General features: G+C 67.8%; 12 protein-coding genes and 1 riboswitch. Of the genes, 7 read left to right on the top strand and 5 right to left on the bottom strand.

All coding sequences use genetic code 11. The features are described 5' to 3' along the window. Position 1: 1 nt before the first annotated feature. Positions 2 to 604 carry a TetR/AcrR family transcriptional regulator gene (locus ACFWNN_RS27545; protein WP_382442821.1) on the top strand — a complete coding sequence of 201 codons (603 nt, stop codon included), beginning with the start codon at positions 2 to 4 and terminating at the stop codon, positions 602 to 604. Here ACFWNN_RS27545 and thiD read toward each other — a convergent pair. The 3 genes from thiD to ACFWNN_RS27530 all read right to left on the bottom strand — a co-directional run bounded on the left by thiD (position 547) and on the right by ACFWNN_RS27530 (position 4,443). Next, complete coding sequence (thiD, locus tag ACFWNN_RS27540; RefSeq protein WP_382442820.1) at positions 547 to 1,362, bottom strand: bifunctional hydroxymethylpyrimidine kinase/phosphomethylpyrimidine kinase; 816 nt, start codon at positions 1,360 to 1,362, stop codon at positions 547 to 549. The two genes, ACFWNN_RS27545 and thiD, sit on opposite strands and share 58 nt — an antisense overlap. Next, positions 1,359 to 3,014 (bottom strand): phosphomethylpyrimidine synthase ThiC, encoded by a 1,656-nt coding sequence (gene thiC, locus ACFWNN_RS27535; RefSeq protein ID WP_382442819.1) that lies wholly within the window; start codon positions 3,012 to 3,014, stop codon positions 1,359 to 1,361. The genes thiD and thiC overlap by 4 nt, the downstream gene beginning before the upstream one ends. Further along, a riboswitch (TPP riboswitch) is annotated at positions 3,004 to 3,128 on the bottom strand. Its footprint overlaps the gene before it by 11 nt. A 712-nt stretch (positions 3,129 to 3,840) precedes the next feature. Beyond that, positions 3,841 to 4,443 carry a LysE family translocator gene (locus ACFWNN_RS27530; RefSeq protein ID WP_382442818.1) on the bottom strand — a complete coding sequence of 201 codons (603 nt, stop codon included), beginning with the start codon at positions 4,441 to 4,443 and terminating at the stop codon, positions 3,841 to 3,843. Positions 4,444 to 4,532: 89 nt separating this feature from the next. Between ACFWNN_RS27530 and ACFWNN_RS27525 the strand changes: the two genes are divergently transcribed. Further along, positions 4,533 to 5,465: an aldo/keto reductase gene (locus ACFWNN_RS27525; protein WP_382442817.1), complete on the top strand. Its 933-nt coding sequence runs from the start codon at positions 4,533 to 4,535 to the stop codon at positions 5,463 to 5,465. Here ACFWNN_RS27525 and ACFWNN_RS27520 read toward each other — a convergent pair. Then, positions 5,462 to 6,037, bottom strand: coding sequence for a peptide deformylase (locus tag ACFWNN_RS27520; protein WP_382442816.1), 576 nt, complete (start codon positions 6,035 to 6,037; stop codon positions 5,462 to 5,464). The genes ACFWNN_RS27525 and ACFWNN_RS27520 overlap by 4 nt on opposite strands. 108 nt (positions 6,038 to 6,145) lie before the next feature. Between ACFWNN_RS27520 and ACFWNN_RS27515 the strand changes: the two genes are divergently transcribed. Next, complete coding sequence (locus ACFWNN_RS27515) at positions 6,146 to 6,424, top strand: DUF3263 domain-containing protein (RefSeq protein ID WP_382442815.1); 279 nt, start codon at positions 6,146 to 6,148, stop codon at positions 6,422 to 6,424. After that, positions 6,424 to 7,032 carry a LytR C-terminal domain-containing protein gene (locus tag ACFWNN_RS27510; RefSeq protein ID WP_382442814.1) on the top strand — a complete coding sequence of 203 codons (609 nt, stop codon included), beginning with the start codon at positions 6,424 to 6,426 and terminating at the stop codon, positions 7,030 to 7,032. The genes ACFWNN_RS27515 and ACFWNN_RS27510 overlap by 1 nt, the downstream gene beginning before the upstream one ends. Before the next feature lie 33 nt (positions 7,033 to 7,065). On the opposite strand, the gene ACFWNN_RS27505 is transcribed toward ACFWNN_RS27510, so the two are convergent. Continuing rightward, positions 7,066 to 9,219, bottom strand: a complete 2,154-nt coding sequence (locus ACFWNN_RS27505; protein WP_382442813.1) for an AAA family ATPase — start codon at positions 9,217 to 9,219, stop codon at positions 7,066 to 7,068. 230 nt (positions 9,220 to 9,449) lie between these two features. Between ACFWNN_RS27505 and ACFWNN_RS27500 the strand changes: the two genes are divergently transcribed. From ACFWNN_RS27500 to ACFWNN_RS27490, 3 genes are all read left to right on the top strand, one after another. Beyond that, complete coding sequence (locus ACFWNN_RS27500; protein WP_382442812.1) at positions 9,450 to 9,737, top strand: hypothetical protein; 288 nt, start codon at positions 9,450 to 9,452, stop codon at positions 9,735 to 9,737. Between the two features lie 250 nt (positions 9,738 to 9,987). Continuing rightward, positions 9,988 to 13,266, top strand: a complete 3,279-nt coding sequence (locus tag ACFWNN_RS27495; protein ID WP_382442811.1) for a LamG domain-containing protein — start codon at positions 9,988 to 9,990, stop codon at positions 13,264 to 13,266. A gap of 31 nt (positions 13,267 to 13,297) precedes the next feature. Further along, positions 13,298 to 19,555, top strand: a complete 6,258-nt coding sequence (locus tag ACFWNN_RS27490; RefSeq protein ID WP_382442810.1) for an RHS repeat-associated core domain-containing protein — start codon at positions 13,298 to 13,300, stop codon at positions 19,553 to 19,555. The last annotated feature ends 4 nt before the right edge of the window (positions 19,556 to 19,559 follow it).

Genomic DNA, 19,559 nt, shown 5'->3' with positions numbered 1-19,559 from the left:
GTTGTTCAGCATAATCACGCGCGCTAGGCTTTTTCCCATCGTCGGGATCAAGGGGCAGGTTCAGCAGCGCGGCGTCGAGCGACGCCGCGACATCGTCGACGCCGCGATAGACCTGTTCGGCGCCAACGGGTACGCGGGTACGGGCGTCGCGGCGATCGCGAAGCAGGCAGGCGTGACGCCGTCCGCGGTGATCCACCACTTCGGGTCCAAGGAGAACCTGCTCAAGGCGGTCCTGGACGAGTTCGACGCGCGGGCGGCGGCGCGGGTGACGGGGAACGACCTGGTCCAGGCGTTGCTCGACGACGCCGAACACACCATGCGGCACAAGGGTTTGGCGACGCTGCACACGGTGCTCCAGGCCGAGCACCTCGCGCGCGACGACGACATCACGCGCCGGTTCCGCGAGCGCAACCGCCTGCTCCGCGGCCACTTCGCCGCACGATGGGGCGAAGCGGCCGCGCTGGAGCTGATCGCGTTCCTCGAAGGCGCGCTGACGGTCTGGCTGCTCGACCCCGAGACCGCCGACCTGCGCGCGATGTACGCCCGCTACCTGTCGAGCCTCCACAACGGCGACACCGGCCCGGATCCGGCGCCCAGCGGGTAGGCGGCGGCCACCGACTTCACGATGAACTCCTTGCCGAACCGCACCGCCTCCGGCACCGAGGCACCGCGAGCCAACGCCGAACTGATCGACGACGCCAGGGTGTCCCCGCTGCCGTGCGTGTGCTCGGTGTCGTAACGAGGACCGGGCAGCTCGATGAACGACCGCCCGTCGTAGAGCAGGTCGAGGCACTCCGGGTCGTCCCACATGTGGCCGCCCTTCACCAGTACCCACTCAGGCCCCAGGGCGTGCAACGCCTCGGCCGCCACGCGCTGGTCCGCGCGGTCCTTCACGGTGATGCCGGTGATCAGCCGCACCTCGTCGAGGTTCGGCGTCACCAGGGTCGCGCGTGGGAACAGCAGGCCGCGCAACGCGTTCAGGGCGTTGTCGGCCAGCAGCGGGCTGCCGTGCATGGACGCCGAGACCGGGTCGACGACGAACGGCACGCCGCCGGAGCCGATGCCCGCGCGGTCCAGCGCCGGGGTGATCGCCTCGATGATCGCGGCCGACGCGAGCATGCCGGTCTTCGCGGCCTGCACGCCGATGTCCGAGGTCACCGACTCGATCTGGGCGGCGACGACGTCGGCCGGAACTTCGGAGACTCCCGTGACGCCCACCGAGTTCTGGACCGTCACGGCCGTCAGGGCCACGCAGCCGTGCACTCCGCACGCGAAGAGCGTGCGGAGGTCGGCCTGGATGCCCGCACCACCGCCGGAATCGCTTCCGGCGATGGTGAGCACCCTGGGAGGTGCGACGGTCACGAGGTCTCCACGACCGGCAGGTAGACCTTGTTGCCCGTGTCGGCGAACTCGCCGGACTTCTCCGCCATGCCGGCCTCGATGGCCTCCACAGTGGACAGTCCGCGCTCCTCGGCGTAGCGCCGCACGTCCTGGGTGATCTTCATGGAGCAGAACTTCGGCCCGCACATCGAGCAGAAGTGCGCCGTCTTCGCCGGTTCCGCGGGGAGCGTCTCGTCGTGGAACGAGCGCGCGGTGTCCGGGTCGAGCGACAGGTTGAACTGGTCCTCCCAGCGGAACTCGAAGCGCGCCTTGGACAACGCGTCGTCCCAGTCCTGCACGCCGGGGTGGCCCTTGGCGAGGTCAGCGGAGTGCGCCGCGATCTTGTAGGTGATCACGCCGGTCTTCACGTCGTCGCGGTTCGGCAGGCCGAGGTGCTCCTTCGGCGTGACGTAGCAGAGCATCGCGGTGCCGAGCCAGCCGATCTGCGCCGCGCCGATCGCGGACGTGATGTGGTCGTACGCCGGCGCGATGTCCGTGGCCAGCGGCCCGAGCGTGTAGAACGGCGCCTCGCCGCACCACTCCTCCTCGAGCCGGACGTTCTCGGCGATCTTGTGCATCGGCACGTGGCCGGGGCCCTCGATCATCACCTGGACGTCCTTGGCCCGCGCGATGTGCGTGAGCTCGCCCAGCGTCCGCAGCTCGGCGAACTGGGCCTCGTCGTTGGCGTCCGCGATGGAACCCGGCCGCAGCCCGTCACCCAGCGAGAACGTCACGTCGTACGCGCGCAGGATGTCGCACAGCTCCTCGAAGTGCGTGTAGAGGAAGCTCTCCTGGTGGTGCGCGAGGCACCACGCGGCCATGATCGAACCGCCGCGCGACACGATGCCCGTGACGCGCTTCGCGGTCAGCGGCACGTACCGCAGCAGCACGCCCGCGTGCACGGTCATGTAGTCGACGCCCTGCTCGCACTGCTCGATCACGGTGTCGCGGTAGACCTCCCACGACAGCGCGGCCGGATCGCCGTTGACCTTCTCCAGGGCCTGGTAGATCGGCACGGTGCCGATCGGCACGGGCGAGTTGCGCAGGATCCACTCGCGCGTCTCGTGGATCCGCTTGCCGGTCGACAGGTCCATGATCGTGTCGGCACCCCAGCGGGACGCCCACACCATCTTCTCGACCTCGTCCTCGATCGACGACGACACCGCGGAGTTGCCGATGTTGGCGTTGATCTTCACGAGGAACTTCTTGCCGATGATCATCGGCTCGGCCTCGGGGTGCTTGCGGTTCAACGGAATCACCGCACGCCCGATGGCCACCTCGGCGCGCACGAACTCCGCGTCGACGTTCTCGCGCACCGCGATGTAGCGCATCTCCGGGGTGATGATCCCGGCCTTCGCGTACGCGAGCTGGCTGACAGCTCCGTTGATCGGTTCCCGTGCCGCGACCCACCCGGACCTCAGGTCGGGCAGTCCACTGTGGACGTCGATGGTCGCGTTGTCGTCGGTATACGGACCGGAAGTGTCGTACAGATCGACATGTTCGCCGTTGGTCAGTTCCACCCTGCGGAAAGGCACCCGGACGTCAGCAGAGACTTCCCGGTACACCTTGCGAGAGCCCGAGATCGGGCCCGTGGTCACACTGGGCTTGACCGAACGGTCGTCAAGTGCCGTCACGACATTCCTCCCTACGCCGGCATTACCCGGTCAGGTTCAGGCGGTCGGTGACACCGGCACTACGGCCAGTCACCCTCTCAGCCCGCTCAGGCGCGAGCTCCCGCGTTGTGTTGAGTTGTCGAGAACCGACCATAGTCAGAGCGCGCCGCTGCTGCCAAGGGCGTCGTTTGCCCCTAATCTCTTCCCCGTGGCTGATCACCAGCCGTTCCCGCCCGGCGCGCGACGCGGCCAGCGTCCCGCCGTGGTCTCGGCATGCCCGTCCTGCGGGGAGCTCGCCGGTCGCGGCTACCCCGACTGCGGTTTCTGCGCGGAGCTGCTCGACCAGTTCTGGCTGGCCGACTGGGAAGCGCTGCGCACGTCGTCGCAGCTCGCCGACCGGGAGCTGGCCGAGCTGGTGACCTCGGCCGACGTCGGGCAGTACCCGTGGACGTGCGTGGACTGGGCGATGACGCTGCTGGCCTGCTCGCGGTGCGGTGCCGAGCTCGGCACCGGGCCCGTCGAGTGCGTGCGGTGCGCCGTCACCGAGGAACGCCGCTGGAACTGGGACCACGCGGCGCACCCGTACACGATGAGCGCGAACGAGCACCTGCTGCGCGTCGCCAGGGCCGCGCTCCGGGCACCTCACCGGCGTCGTCCGGCCGTCGTGCAGGCCTGGCAGCTGGTGCTGCCGTTCCTGATCGCCGGTGAGGTGATCGAGTTCGGTCGTCTGGACCGCATCCGCGCGCACGTGCTCGCGGGCGGCTACGCGTCGATGGCCGCGTGCCACACGTTCGCCGAGCTGGCGGGCCTCCCCGAGCTCTTCTGGCGGCGGGGAGGCGACGCGATCTCAACGCGGGTCGAGTACCAGCCGGATTCCGAGCGCCAGCAGCACGCCGCCCGACAGCTTCTCCAGCGCGGGACGGACGCGCGGCCTGCTCAGCCAGCCGCGGATGGTGTGCAGGATCGACACGATGATCAGGTACCAGACGGTGTCGATCAGGACCCACCCGACGGCGAGGAAGAGCAGAACCCCCTGGCCGGCCTCCCCGGCAGGCACGAACTGCGGTAGGAACGAGATCGCGAACACGCCGAGCTTCGGGTTGGCGAGGTTCACGACCAGGCCGCTGCGGAACGCGTGGCTCGCGGGCGGAGGTTCGGACAACGGCATCGTCTTGCTGATCAGGGCCTTCACGCCCAGGTAGATCAGGAAGACCGCGCCGATGATCCTGAGCCCGTGGTAGGCGATCTCCGACGCCGTGAGCAGCACCGACAGGCCCAGTGCGGCCGCGACCGCCCAGCAGGCGACGCCGACCTCCATGCCGAACACCGTCGCGAGCGCGGCTTTTCGCCCGTGCACCGACTGTCGCAGGACCATGGCCGTGCCAGGTCCGGGCGACAGTGCGATGAGGAACGAGGCCGCGACGAACGCGACGATGTTTTCGAGTGGCATGCCATTGATGGTCGCTGGTCGTCGCAATCGTTTTTCTAGAAGCGGCTGGTTCTTGACCTGGAGCGCGCTCCAGGATGTTCGGTGGGTGCATGACAGTGGAACTGGGGAAGTTGGGTTTCGGCACGTGGGCCATGGGTGGCCCGATGACGTACCAGGGGCAGCCGGTCGGCTGGGGTCCCACGAACGACGAGGAGTCGCTCAAGGCGTTGCGGAGGGCCCACGACCTGGGCGTTCGGTTGATCGACACGGCGGACGTCTACGGCTGCGGGCACGCCGAGACGCTGGTGGGGCAAGCGTTTGCGGACGTGCGGGACGAGGTCGTGATCGCGACCAAGTGGGGCGACGAATTTGACCCCGCGACGTGGGAGCTGACCGGGTACAACGGCACCGTCGGGTACCTGCGCCGCGCCGTCGAGGGGTCGTTGCGGCGGCTGGGCACCGACCACATCGACCTGTACCAGCTGCACCTCGGCGACCTCGGGCTCGACGAGGCGGCACTGCTGCGCGACGAGTGCGAGGCGCTGGTCGCGGCGGGCAAGATCCGCGCGTACGGCTGGAGCACCGACGACCCGGAACGGGCGCGGTTCTTCTGCGCCGGTGAGCACGGGATCGCCGCGCAGGCGGACATCAACGTGCTGTTCGACAACCCGGAGATGTACGCGGGGGAGTACGCGGTGCTGTGCCGCCGGCCGCTCGCGATGGGGCTGCTCGCGCGGGACACGTTCGCGGAGCTGCCCGCCGACGACGTGCGCGCGTCAGACCCGGCGTGGCTGCTGTTCTTCGAGAACGGCCGCCCGACGCCCGCGTACTTCCAGGCGCGGGAGGCCGTGCGGGACGTGCTGACGTCCGGCGGGCGCACGCTGGTGCAGGGCGCGCTGGCGTGGTTCTGGGCGCGTTCTCCCCGCCTGGTGCCGATTCCGGGCGTCCGGACGGTGGCTCAGGTCGAGGAGAACGCGGGCGCGCTGGAGTTCGGTCCGTTGACGCCTGAGGAACTGGGCCAGATCGAGGCCGTCCTGCGTTAGTCCTCGTCCTCGAAGTTCGCGGGGTCGGCCGGGTCCCAGGAGTTGCCGGGCACGCCCCACTCGTTGTCGCGCAGCATCCGCTTCGCCTCCTTCTTGTACCGGCCGACGAGGCGGTCCGTGTACAGGAAGCCGTTGAGGTGGTCGGTCTCGTGCTGGAGGCAGCGCGCGAAGAAGCCGGTGCCCTCGACCTCGAACGGCTGCCCGTCGATGTCCTGCCCGGTCACCTTCGCCCATCGGGCGCGTCCGGTCGGGTACGCCTCACCGGGCACGCTCAGGCAGCCCTCGAAGTCGTCGTCCGGGTCCGGCATGGTCTCCGGGATCCCGTCGGTCTCCAGCACGGGGTTGCAGATCGCGCCGCGGTGCTGCACGCCCTCGTCGTCAGGGCAGTCGTAGACGAAAACCCGCAGGTCGATGCCGATCTGGTTGGCCGCGAGCCCGACTCCGCGCGCGGCTGCCATCGTCTCGAACATGTCGTCGACGAGGGTCTTCAGCTCGGTGTCGAACTCGGTGACCTCGCGCGTCGGATTGTGGAGCACGGGGTCGCCTGCGATGCAGATGCGGTGGACGGCCATGGTCAGACGATAAGCCGTCCAAAACTGTCGGTGTCGCGCGGTAGGTTGGAACGATCACGTGATTGAATTGCCCGCACCTGAGATGGTGTGGCGACCGTGGGGAGCCAGATGGATCACACCGAGACGCTCACCTCCGCTGACGGCCTGACCAGCCGCGAACGCACCATGCTCGCGTTCGAGCGCCAGTGGTGGAAGTACTCGGGATCCAAGGAACAGGCCATCAGGGAACTGTTCGACATGTCAGCGACCCGCTACTACCAGCTGCTCAACGCGCTCGTGGAATCCGAAGCCGCCCTGGCCGCCGATCCGATGCTGATCAAGCGGTTGCGAGGCGTCCGGACAGGCCGTCAGAGGGTTCGCGCACGCGCCAGGAGCACCGAGGACTGATGACCTCCCCCGAGTCCGCAAGCCCGTCCCGTCCGGCCAAGGCTGCCGGCTTCGCCCTGCTCGGCGTCGCCGCGGTGGCGCTGGTGATCGGCGTCATCTCGCTCTTCGGCGGAGGCTCCGACGACACACCGCCGGCCGCCGGGGGCACGTCGACCGCGCCGCCCGCCCAGACCACCACGGCCGCCTCCGAGCAGCCGCCCGCCTCCACACCTTCGTCCGCCCCGCCCGGGACCACGACGGGCTCGCCGACCGTGCCGCCGCCGTCGTCCGCGGCGACACCGCCCCCGCCGGTCACCCAGCCGGGTGCGACCAAGGCCCCGGTCCGGGTCTACAACAACTCGACGATCACCGGTCTGGCCTCCAAGGCCTCCGACGAGGTCCGCTCGAACGGGTGGACGGTCGCGGAGACCGGCAACTACTCGTCCGGCACGATCCCGACCACCACGGTCTACTTCCGCCCCGGCACCGAGGAGGAGGCCTCCGCGAAGGAGCTCGCCGCCACGCTGCGGGCGCGCGTGGAGCCCCGCTTCGACGGCATCCAGTCGGCGGCGGCCGGGATCATCCTGATCGTCACGAACGACTACCAGGGCCCGCCCAAGAGCAAGTAGTGGCTGGTGGGGGCGGCCGCGCCGCCCCCACGCTCAGCGGTTCGCCGCGTAGGCCGCGAGCCCGGCCAGCTGCACCGGGTCCAGCGACGGCCGCACCACGTCCCGTGCCTTGGCCAGGTGCGCCTGCGTCACCTCGGCCGCGTCCAGCGACTCCCGCATGGCCGTCAGCGCCGCCTCGCGGATGAGCGCCGCGCAGTCCGCCGCCGAGTACATGTCCAACTCGCCCGCCAGCGTCGCGAGGTCGACGTCCCCGGCCAGCGGCGTGTTCCGCGACGAGGCCTTCAGGATCTCCGTGCGCGCCTCGGCGTCGGGCGGCGGAACGTAGATGATCCGCTCCAGCCGGCCGGGTCGCAGCAACGCCGGGTCGATCAGCTCCGGCCGGTTGGTCGCCCCGATCACCACGACGTCCCGCAACGGCTCGACGCCGTCCAGTTCGGTGAGCAGCGCGGCGACCACGCGGTCGGCCACACCGGAGTCAGACGACTGCCCCCGGCGCGGCGCCAGCGCGTCCACCTCGTCCAGGAACACCAGCGCGGGCGCGGCGTCCGCGGCCCGCCGGAACAGCTCCCGGACCGCCCGTTCCGACTCGCCGACGAACTTGTCCATCAGCTCGGCGCCCTTGACCGTCAGCACGTTCAGCTGACCCGAGCCCGCCAGCGCCCGCACCAGGAACGTCTTGCCGCATCCCGGCGGCCCGTAGAGCAACAGCCCGCGCGGGGGCTCGACGCCCAGCCGGGCGAAGGAGTCCGGGTACCGCAACGGCCAGAGCGCGGCCTCGGTCAGCGCCTGCTTGACCTCGGTCATGTCGCCGACGTCCGCCAGCGTCAACCCTCCGGTTTGGACGGTGTCCGACGCGGACATGGAGATCGGCCGGACCGTGCCGAGCGCCGCGATCAGATCCTCCTGGCCCACGCGGGGTTCCGCCACGTCGCGCTGGCGCAGTGCCGCACGCACCGCGGCCTCCCGCCGCAACGCGCACAGATCCGCCGCCACGAAACCGGGAGTGCGGGCCGCCACCTCACCGAAGTCCACATCGGACTCCAGCGGCACGTCCCTCAGCAGCACGCGCAACAACTCGGTGCGCCCGGCCGCGTCGGGCAGGGGGAGGGCCAGCTCGCGGTCCACCAGATCGGGCGCCCGCAACCGCGCGTCCACCGACTCGGCCCGCGCCGACGTCACCACCAACGCCAGGTTGGGGCGGGAGATGGCGGTCCGCAGGATGTCCAGCACGACCGTCGCCACCGGTGGCGGAGCCGTGGGCAGCAACGAGTCGATGTCCGTGAGCAGCAGCACCGTCGGCTTCTCGGGAACGCTCGCGATCGAGTCCCCGAGCTGCTTGGCCATCGCGCCGGGTTCCAGCACCGCGATGCTGGGCGCCGCGAGCTCGACGACCACGGCGTCCACGGACTTCGCCACCGCGCGCACCAAAGTCGCCTTGCCGACCCCTTCCGGCCCGCTGACCATCGCGGCCAGCCGGGCCGACGCCCCCAGCTTCGTGAGCAGCTCGGGCTGCCGGAACATCAGCTCCAGCCACTCGGTCAACCGGCGGGCCTGTTCCCGTTGCCCCACCAGGTCCGTGACGGGCAGCGCGTCGTGCTTCTCCTGCACCACAACGGGAGTCACCTCGGCGGCGGGTGCCGAAGCCGACCGCCACCCCACGACGCTCGACGGCTGCACGGCCACCGGCCCGGCCGGATCGGTGGAGGTGATGGTGATCAGCTCGTTGGTCCACGTCATCCCGATGGCGTTGGACAACCGGCGCCGCGTCTCCGACACGTTCGCACCAGGCGGCGGCGCGAGATCCTGCGGCAGCAACGAAACGTTGTCGCCCACCGTCAACACCTTGCCGGTCAACGCCATCCGCACGTGCTCGGGAGTCAGCGCCGTGGTGGCGAGCCGGGAGCCGGCCACGGTGATCGAGCGGGCGGCGGTCACCTGCACCGGCGACACGACGATCTCGGAACCCTCGACCACGCCGAGGTTCGTGAGCGTCACGTCGTCGACCAGGACCACCCCCGGTGGCTGTTCGCCGGCGGCGGCGAGGGCGGCGCTCACTCGGGCGCCGGTCAGCTTCACGGCGTCCCACGCGCGCAGCCCCAAGGCGTCGAGCACCTCGGGGTGCAGGCGGACCACCCCGCGGCGGGTGTCCAGAGCGGACGGGGACAGGCGAGCCGTCAGCGTGATCACCCCGAGAACTCTAGTTCCTCGTGGACCGTCCGCAGGGCGGATGGATCGCCCATCGGGAGCAAAAGGGCGAACCAGGCGTGATTAGGCCAACTGGAGTCTTCCGGTTGAGGCCTGTGTGAAGGCACGGTGTAGTTGCCGAGCCTGGGGGCTCGGACGTCGCGCTGCGTGCGATGCACAAGGTCCTGGGGGGCTTAACAACAATGCGCCACCGAAGGGCGCGCCTATTTGGCGTGCGCTCGTTCGCTCTCGTACTGGCCGTTTCGGCCAGTCCGCTCGCACCCGACGCGCTCGCGGCGCCCACTCCGGCGGAGCTGCCCGACGAGGTGTCCGCGCTGGCGGCGGCCAAGAAACACGACAAGCCGGTCAAGGTCTCGGCGCTCACGACCGAGGTGGCCGAGACCGTGGCGAACCCGGACGGTCGGATGGAGCTGGTCCAGTCCCTGAAGCCGGAGCGGGCGAAGCGCGGGGGCAATGGGTTCCCGTCAGCACCAGGCTCCATGAGGGCGCGGACGGGCTGATTCGGCCCGGAGGCGGCCATTGTCGATCTCCAGTTCTCCGGTAAGGGGAGGGGCAAGCCGCTCGCGTTGATCTCCAAGGACGGCGTCGAGGCGGGGTTGACCTGGGTGGAATCCCTGCCGAGCCTGCGGTGGATGGTGCCCGGACGACCTGTCGGGAGGTCTGGCCGGGCGCCGACCTGATCATCGAGGCGACCGCGACCGGCTCCACCCAGCTGCTCGTTGTGACATGAAAACAACTATGGGGGAATTGATGCGCCACAAACAGGCGCGCGCATTCAGCCTGCGCGCGTTCGGTCTCGTGCTGGTCGTTTCGGCTGGTTTCATCACACCTGCCGCGCAAGCGGCACCTGCTCCGGCCGAGCTGCCGGACGAGGTGTCCGCGCTGGCTGCGGCGAAGAAGTTCGACAAGCCGGTGAAGGTCTCCGGTCTCACGACCGAAGTGTCGGAGACCGTCGTTCAGCCGAACGGCAAGATGGTCTTCAGCCAGTCTCTCAAACCGGAACGGACGAAGCGCGGGAACAAGTGGGTTCCCGTCGACACCAAGCTGCGCAAGCACTCGGATGGCGTGATCCGTCCAGAGGCTGCGGTGGTCGACGTTCAGATCGCCGGCAAGGGCGAGGGCAAACCACTCGCGGTGGTTGCCAAGGACGGCGTCGAGGTCGGGCTTTCCTGGCCTGAGGCGCTGCCGGAGCCGAAGGTCGAGGGCGCCAAGACGACGTACTCCGACGTGTGGCCGGGCATCGATCTGACGGTTGAGGCGACTGCGACCGGGTTCAGCCAGCTCCTGGTCGTCAAGACCGCCGAGGCGGCGAAGTCGGAGAAGCTGCGCAAGGTCACCTACGGCTCGCACGTCAAGGGCGGTGAGCTGAGCCAGGTCGACGGTGTGCTGACGGTGAAGGACGACAAGGAGTCTGTGCGGTTCACCGGTGACGCGTCGCAGATGTGGGACGCGACCGGCCGCCCGGCGAAGATGGGTGTCGAACTGACCGACACCACCATCTCCGTGCTGCCCGACCAGGCATTCCTGGCTTCGCCGGAGACGAAGTTCCCGGTGTCGATCGACCCGAAGTACAGCTGGGCCGGGTTCAAGAACCACCACGCCGTGGCGCAGCAGAACTTTCCGGAGGCCCGCAACTACGACCGCACCGACGGTGAGCTGGGTGACCTCAAGGCCGGCTGGCACGGCAGCACGGGCTACTCGCTCACCTACCTCGAGATGAACTTCGCCCCGATGGTCGGCAAGAAGATCCACTCGGCGAAGCTCGCGATGAAGGTCATCCACTCCTCGAACTGCGCCCAGGCCGAAGCGACCGGTGTGTGGCACACCGGACCCATCGGGCCCGACACCAGGTACAACGCCGGGCCCCAGTGGTACGGGAAGCAGTCGTCGAGCAACAGGACGAACAACGCCGGTTTCTGCCCTTCCGACGGGCAGACCGAGTTCGACGTGCTCGGTCAGGCGCAATACCAGGCGGACAACGGGTACTCGAACCTGACCGTCGGCCTCGCGACGGACAACGGGGTGGCGAACGACAAGGCGTGGCGCCGGTTCGACCTCAACCCGGTGCTGCGCATCGAGTACAACTCGTACCCGTTGCGGGCATCGGACCGCAGCCTGGAGCGCGGCCTGTACGCGTGCGGTGCGGGTGGAGCCGCGAACGCCGTTCACGTGCCGACCAGGACACCTCGGATGCGCGCCAAGATCGAGGACCCGGACGGAGGTGTCCTGTGGTCGTACTTCGAGTTGTTCAAGGACACCGGGGAGCGCTTCCCGAAGTTCATGGCCGGCTACCAGAACCAGGACACCCCCTCGGGTTCCTATTCGGAAGCAGCGATTGCACCCGGCACGATCACCGAGGACGGCAATTACGTGTGGGCCGTGGGAGTCGGCGACGGCGAACTCGACGCCAAGTGGGGGTACCAGGAATGGTGCTACTTCGTCGTGGACACGGTGAAACCAGTGGTTCCTCAGGTGAAGTCAGTCGAGTACCCGGAGCCGCAGCCGGGCGGTGGTGTCGGTGTGACCGGCACGTTCGAGCTCGATTCGGTGAAGTCGTCGAGCGGTGACGTCGCGAAGTTCCACTACTCGTTCACCTCGGACGGCGGTGAGTCGCTCAACAAGGAGATGGCTGCCGGTGCGGATGGAAAAGCGACGATCCGGTGGACGCCGTCGACGGCGGGCACGCAGACGCTGTTCGTGAAGACGGAGGACCGCGCGGGCAACCTGTCCGAGCTGAAGAGGTACGAGTTCGTCGTGCTCGCCGGTGGCCATCCGACCGCGCACTGGGCGCTGGACGGCACGCTGACCGACACCAACGGCGGCAACGCGTTCACGGCCAACGGCAACCCGGACGTCGCCGCGGTGGGTTATGCGGGCAAAGGTGTCTCGCTGAACACGACGCAGGACCACCTCAGCCGTGCCGCGGTAGTCGACACGTCGCAGAACTTCACGGTGTCGGCGTGGGCAAGGATGAACGGCGGAGCGGCCGGACAAACGGTGATGTCCACTGTGGATGCATCTGCTCTCTCCTCCAGCCTTTACTACGACCAGGGCAACAAGCGCTGGGCGTTCGGCATGACGGCGAAGAACAACAAGGCCGACCTCAGGGTCGTGCATTCCCAGGCCGAGGCGCAGGTTGGGGTCTGGACCCATCTGACCGGCACGTACGAGGCCACGGCCAAGAAGCTCACGCTGCACGTCGATGGCATCAAGCAGGGCGAAGTCGTGGGTCTGGAAGCGTGGCAGGCGTCGCAGCTGCTGGTGGGCCGGCACCGTTGGAACGGCCAGGACACCAGTGGCTTCGTGGGGTCGATCGACGAGCTCAAGATCTACAACCGCACGTTGAACGAGTCCGAGATCAAGGTGCTGGCCAAGCAGGCTGGTGTTCGTGCGCACTACAAGATCGGCGAGGGCACGGGCACGTCCACGAAGGACGAGGTGTCCGGCCGCCAGGCGACCCTCGGCGGCGAGACGACCTGGGAAGTGGACGGCGACGAAAAGTCGTTGCTGTTGAACGGTCCTGATGTGGAGGGTAACGCGCAGGACGTGGAGGCGTATGCGTCGGCTGCTGCGCCTGGTGTGCGTACGGATCGGTCTTTCACGGTGTCGGCGTGGGCGAGGCTGGATCTGGGCGCGCATGAGGACAAGGCGCGGACGATCGTGAGTCTGGTGAGCAACGGCGTCTCTCAGGTCGATCTCCGTTATGGCGGGGTGTCGAGGAAGTGGGAGTTCGTGATGGGTGGCGTCACCGTGCCGACCGCGTATCGCGCGGATCTGCGGAAGTGGGTGTATTTGACGGCCGTGCACGACACGACGGCTGGTGAGATGCGTCTGTATCTCAACGGTGTGTACATCACGAGGGCTCCGTTCGCGGGGGGTTCGGCTACGACCGAGTCCACTTTGGAGTTCGGAAGGCTCACGCCGGCCACTGCCGAGGGTGCCTTCTGGAAGGGCGGTATCGATGATGTCCGCGTTTACGCGGGTGCGCTTTCGGATGAAGTGATCCTGGCGCAGGCCGTCCGCAGCTGACTCAGCACCTCACTCCTAACAGAGGAAGTTCATGCGCAACCACAAGCGGTGGTCGCGCGCTCTAGCCCTGTCGTTGGGCTGGGTCATGATCGCCGGCGTCGTCTCTCCGATGCCGTCGATCGCCCAGCCCACGGGCAGAGACGTGCGCAAACCCGACACCCAGTCCGAGAGGAACGTTCCCGGTGAGGTCGCGACGCTGCGGCCGGTCACCCAGATCGCGGCGAGCAACCAGGCCGTCCCGAACGTCAGGTGGCCTTCCGCGGCCGAAGCCGAGGTCGCGGCGGCAGGCGACTTCAAGCAGGCCGGCGCGTCGCCGGTCAAGGTCAGCAAGGTCGACGCCGCTCCGCTGCGGGTCGAGACGTTCGGCCAGGACACGTCGGCGAAGGTCGGCGTGGCCGGTGTCGTGCTGAAGGTGTCCGACAAGGCCGGGAAGGCACTCGGCAAGACCTCGGTCGAGGTGGACTACAAGGGCTTCGAGCACGCCTACGGTGGTGACTACGGCTCGCGCCTCAGGCTGGTGCGGCTGCCGGAATGCGCACTGTCCACTCCGGACAAGGCGGAGTGCAGGACGCGCACGCCGGTGCAGTCGCGCAACGACGTCAAGACGAAGAAGCTGACGGCCACCGACCTCGCGCCTTCCACGGGCGCGTTCGTGCTCGCGGCCGAGCCGGCCGCGGGTGGTGCCGGTGGGTCTTTCCAGGCGACGTCGCTGTCGCCCGCAGGCAGCTGGTCTGCAGGTGGTTCCAGCGGTGACTTCACCTTCAGCTACCCGGTCAAGCTGCCCGGGTCGGTCGGCGGAGGTGCGCCCCAGGTGGCGCTGGGCTACTCGTCGGGCGGTGTTGACGGTCGCACCAGTGCGACGAACAACCAGGCCTCGTCGGTAGGCGACGGCTGGGACCTCAGCGCGGGCGGGTTCATCGAGCGCCGTTACAAGAGCTGCGGTGAGGACCTCAACGCCGCGATCGGCCAGAAGAAGACGGCCGACCAGTGCTGGGTGACGGACAACGCCACGATCCAGCTCGCCGGCATCTCTTCGGAGCTGGTCAGGATCGGCACCACGGAGACGTGGCGGGCGAAGAACGATGACGGCTCCAGGATCGAGCGCCTGTACCGCACGCCGGTCGCCGGTGGCGACAACAACGGCGAGTACTGGAAGGTGACGACGCCGAACGGTACCCAGTACTTCCTGGGGTCGCGCGAGGCGGAGTCGACGTGGACGGTGCCGGTGTTCGGCAACCACCCCGGTGACCAGTGCTGGGAGGCGGGCAAGCAGTTCAAGGACCTGTCATGCCGTCAGGCCTGGCGCTGGAACGTCGACTACGTCGTCGACCCGAAGGGCAATGTCACCCGTTTCTACTACGGGACGGAGAAGAACCGGTACGGCCGCAACCTCGACGCCGCGGACGGTGTCGAGTACGAACGGGCTGGTCGGCTGGTCCGCATCGACTACGGTCTGCACAACTCCGACGAGAACGCCCCGGCGCCTGCGCGTGTCCACTTCCACTACTCGGAGCGGTGCGTTCCGTCGAGCGGCTTCGACTGTGCCCCGGGCAAGCTGAACAAGGACAACGCGAAGCAGTGGCCGGACGTGCCGTTCGACCAGATCTGCGCACCTGGTTCGCGGTGCGAGAACCAGTACTCGCCGACGTTCTTCAGCCAGCTGCGGCTGACGAAGATCAGCACCGAGGTGCGCAAGGAGAACGTCGCGGCCGAGTGGCGGCCCGTGGACCAGTGGGAGTTCGGTTCGTCGTTCCCGCCCTCCAACGACGGCCTGGACCCGGCGCTGTGGCTCGACAGCATCAAGCACACCGGACTGGTGGGCGACGCGAAGTCGTTGCCGCCCACGAAGTTCGAGCGGATCACGCTGGCCAACCGGGTCGACGGCGACGCTGATGTGTACCCGCCGCTGTTGCGCGGTCGTGTCAAACGAGTCCAGCACGAAGCCGGCGGTATCACCGAGGTCGAGTACACGGACAAGGACTGCGTGCCCGGCCAGCGCATGCCCACCATCGCCAACGCGCACCTGAACACGATGAGGTGCTTCCCGTCGTACTGGACGCCGGAAGGCGCTCTGGAGCCGCAGCTGCACTGGTTCCACAAGTACGTGGTGCGTGCGGTGATCACGGACGACCGCGTTCGCGAGCTCAGCGAGCAGACGAAGGTCTACTACGAGTACGAGAGCATCGCGAACGCCCCGTTGTGGCACTACGACGAGAACGACTTCGGTGACCCGAAGCACCGGACGTGGTCGCAATGGCGTGGCTACAACAAGGTGCGCACGATCTCCGGCGACACCGCCGAGCCCGACCGGCCGGTCACCGAGAAGATCTTCCTGCGCGGCATGGACGGCGATACCTTGCCGGGTGGCGGGAAGCGCGACGCCTGGGTCGAGTACGACGGCGACCGGATCGAGGATCACGAGCGGCTCAAAGGCTTCGAGTGGAAGACGTTCTCGCTGAACGGCGGTGCGGTCCAGACGAAGACCACGAGCGAACCGTGGCTGTCGCCTGCGACCGCCGAGAGCGGCGACGACAAGGCGTTGCTGCTCAACACCAAGACGGTGACCACGAAGACCTCTCTGGGTGATGACCGGTGGCGGACCAAGCGGGCGAGCACCAGGTTCGACGACGCTCACGGCCGTGCTCTCAGCGTCGAGGACGAGGGTGATGTCGACGTCACCGGCGATGAGCGTTGCACCAACACCACCTACGTGCCGAACGAGGCCGCGTGGATGTGGAATTACGCCGGCCGGATCCTCACTTACGCCGCGAAGTGCGACGTCGCGGCTACGCACGACAACATCATCAGCGACACCGTCTCCGCGTACGACGGCAAGGCAAACGGAGAGGCGCCGACCAAGGGGCTCGTGACCACCGCTTCACGGTGGAACGGCGAGCGCACGAACCCGCCCGTGTACCAGGCGGTCACGACCACCGAGTACGACGTGTACGGCCGGGTCAAGAAGACGACCGATCCCGCGCTGGGCACGATGACCACGACGAACGAACCCGCGTTCGGTTTCCCGGTGCGCAAGGTGACCACGACCAACGCCAAGGGGCACAAATCGACCGTCGAGTACGACCCCGCGCTCGGTGTTCCGGTCGCGCAGGTGGGGCCGAACGGTGAGCGGATCGACGCGAAGTACGACGCGCTCGGCCGGCTCACGCACACCTGGTTGCCGCACCGCGACAGGGATCTCAGTGCGAACGCCCAGTACGAGTACATCTACGACGAGTCGACCGCGACCGTCATCGAGGTCTCGAAGTCGTTGAGGGAACGGGACGAGGGCTACAACGTCTCGTACAAGATCTTCGACGGTTTGATGCGTGCCCGTCAGACCCAGGTGCCCGACGGCGAGCAGAAGGCCGGGGAGCTCGGCCGGATCATCACGGACACGTTCTTCGACTCGCGTGGCTTGGTGACGAAGACCAGCAACGCGTACTTCAACAAGCAGGCGCCCGACGGCAAGCTGTTCGTGGTCGCGGACGTCCAGGTGCCCAACCAGGAGTTCACCAAGTACGACAAGCTGGGCCGCCCGGTCAGCGTCGCGTTCCACAAGTTCGGCACGCCTCAGTGGAGCACGACCACGGTCTACGCGGGCGACCGCGTGCACGTGACGCCGCCGCCGGGGCAGATCCCGACGACCGTCGTCAGCGATGCGCACGGTCGTGAGGTCGAACGCATCCAGCACAACGGTGTCGGCGCCGACGTGACCACGTCGAAGTTCAACTTCAAGGGTCAGCTGGAGCAGGTCACCGATCCCGCGGGCAACAAGTGGTCGTACGTGTACGACCTGCTCGGTCGCAAGTTGAAGGAGACCGACCCGGACCGAGGCACGACCACGGTCGAGTACAACAGTCTCGACCAGGTCGTGAAGACCACCGACAGCGAGAACCGGTCGGTGTCGTTCAAATACGACCAGCTGGGTCGCAAGACCCAGATGCTCTCCGGCGAGACGACGCTCGCCGAGTGGGCCTACGACGCCAGGAAGAAGGGCCTGCTCGACTCGGCCACCCGCTTCTCCGGCGGTCAGGCGTACGTCCAGCGCGTCACGCAGTACGACGCGTACAGCCGCATCCTCCAGTCCGAGGTCGTGATCCCCTCGACCGAGGACGCACTGGGCCGGACCTACCGGTTCGAGCGCGACTACACGCCGGTCAGCGGTGACCTCCTCTTCACCCAGACGCCCGCTGCCGGCGGTCTGGCGGCGGAGCGGGTGTCCACCACCTACAACGACCTGGGTGCGCCGATCAAGACCAGCGGTCTCAACACCTACGTCAACGAGCACATCTACTCGAAGTTCGGCGAGACGCTGCGCTTGACCCTCGGCTCCGAGGGCAGCCCCGACCAGCTCTGGCTGACGAACTACTTCGAGGAGGGCAACCGCCGCCTCGAACAGTCCATCGTGGACCGTTCGCGGGACACCGACTGGCGGATCTCCAACCAGAAGTACTCGTACGACCTCGGTGGCAACATCACGAGGATCGCCGACGAGCCGAGCGACAAGACGGCCTGGGACACCCAGTGCTTCCAGTACGACAAGCTGCGCAGGCTGACCAAGGCGTTCACGCCTTCGTCAGGTGACTGCGCTTCGACGACTGTCGGTGGCGCCGCGCCGTACCACAACCAGTACCAGTACGACGCGATCGGCAATCGCACGAAGGAGATCACGACCACGGGCTCCACCGTGGTCGAGCGCAAGTACAACTACGACCCGGCCAACCAGCCGCACGTCGTCCGCTCGATCAACGAGTCCGGCCCCTCCGGCACCGCGGTCGACGAGTTCGGCTACGACAAGACCGGGAACACCACCACCCGCAAGATCGCGGGCAACACCCAGACGATCTCCTACGACGTCGAGGGGCGCACCTCCAAGGTGGTGGAGGCTTCCGGCAAGGAGTCGTCGTACCTGTACGACGCCGACGGCAGCCGCCTGATCAAGCGCGAGCCGGGCCGCACGACCCTGTACCTGCCCGAGGGCATGGAACTGGTCAAGGACGACGCGGCCAACACGGTGTCCGGCAAGCGCTACTACTCACACGGCGCCAACCTCGTGGCGCTGCGGACCTCCGCCGGCCGCCTGTCGTACGAGGTGGGCAACCACCAGCGCACGCCGACCGTATCGGTGAAGGCTGGAGAGCTGACGTACCAGCGTCAGTACTTCGACCCGTTCGGCAAGGCCCGCGGCCCCAACGGCGGCTCCTGGCAGGACGACAAGGGGTTCGTCGGCGGCACCCGGGACGTGTCCGGTCTGACACATCTCGGGGCCCGTGAGTACGACCCGGCGACCGGGCGGTTCCTGGCGGACGACCCGATCATGAACATCGCCAATCCGCAGCAGGTCAACGGGTATTCCTACAGCAACAACAACCCGGTCACCTTCTCCGACCCGTCAGGCATGTACCTGGAGGGTGGAGTCGGCGCGGACGGCCACAGCTACGGCATCGACAAGGAACGGAACATCATCGTCGGCAACTCGCCGTCAGATGGTGACCACGGTCTTGCCCAGGCGTATCCGTCTGCCGGCCGGAAGCAGCAGAGAGGACAGGCGAGCACCGCGGCCGCGCAGCAGGCCCGCTACGACGCTGCCGGCGGCAAGGACAAGTACGAGGAGTACCTGCGCGAGGCCAACAACTCGCAGACGTGGTGGGACGTTGTCGTCGCGGAGCTTCCTGACCTGTTGATGGACCTCACGGGCATCAACGACGTCAAGGACTGCTTCACCAGTTTCGACATCCTCGCCTGCGTCAGTCTGGTGCCGGCGGCGAAGGCGTTCAAGATCTTGCAGGCCGGTGAGCGGATCGCGAGAGCGATCATCAAGGCCAACAAGATCATGGACAAGATCGCCGACTTCGGCAGGAGACTGCGCGGTGTCGAGAGGAGGGCCGAAGAAGCCGCTGAAGAAGCGGCTGAGCACCTGACCGTCGCACCGGTCGATCTGTATGCGTTCGGCCCTAAGGACACTGGTCCGAGGCCGCCGCGCGACCAAGATGTCGAGATAGGCGCTGACGGTAAGCTCGTTCCGCAATCGGGTCCGTTGCCGACTGGGGCCTCGACGTTCGGCGACGTCGACCAGGCTGACCTGACCGGCCAGTACCACAAGATTCCGAAGGGCACTCCCATGCCCGACGGGTTCGCGGTCATCGCCGACAGCGTGGACGAGATCAAGACTTCGCCGCACGCAGCGACGCACCACACGATCTATGCGACGAAGCCCATGACGCCTGCGGAGTTCGCCAAGGGGTTCGCGGGTCTTGGCTGGCAATGGGCGGGAAAAAAGAAGAAATAGAAGA

It is taken from the genome of Lentzea sp. NPDC058450 (assembly GCF_042721395.1).
Taxonomy (GTDB): Bacteria; Actinomycetota; Actinomycetes; order Mycobacteriales; family Pseudonocardiaceae; genus Lentzea.
Note: the sequence above shows the minus strand (reverse complement) of the source record. Positions and strands in the feature narration are given on the sequence as shown.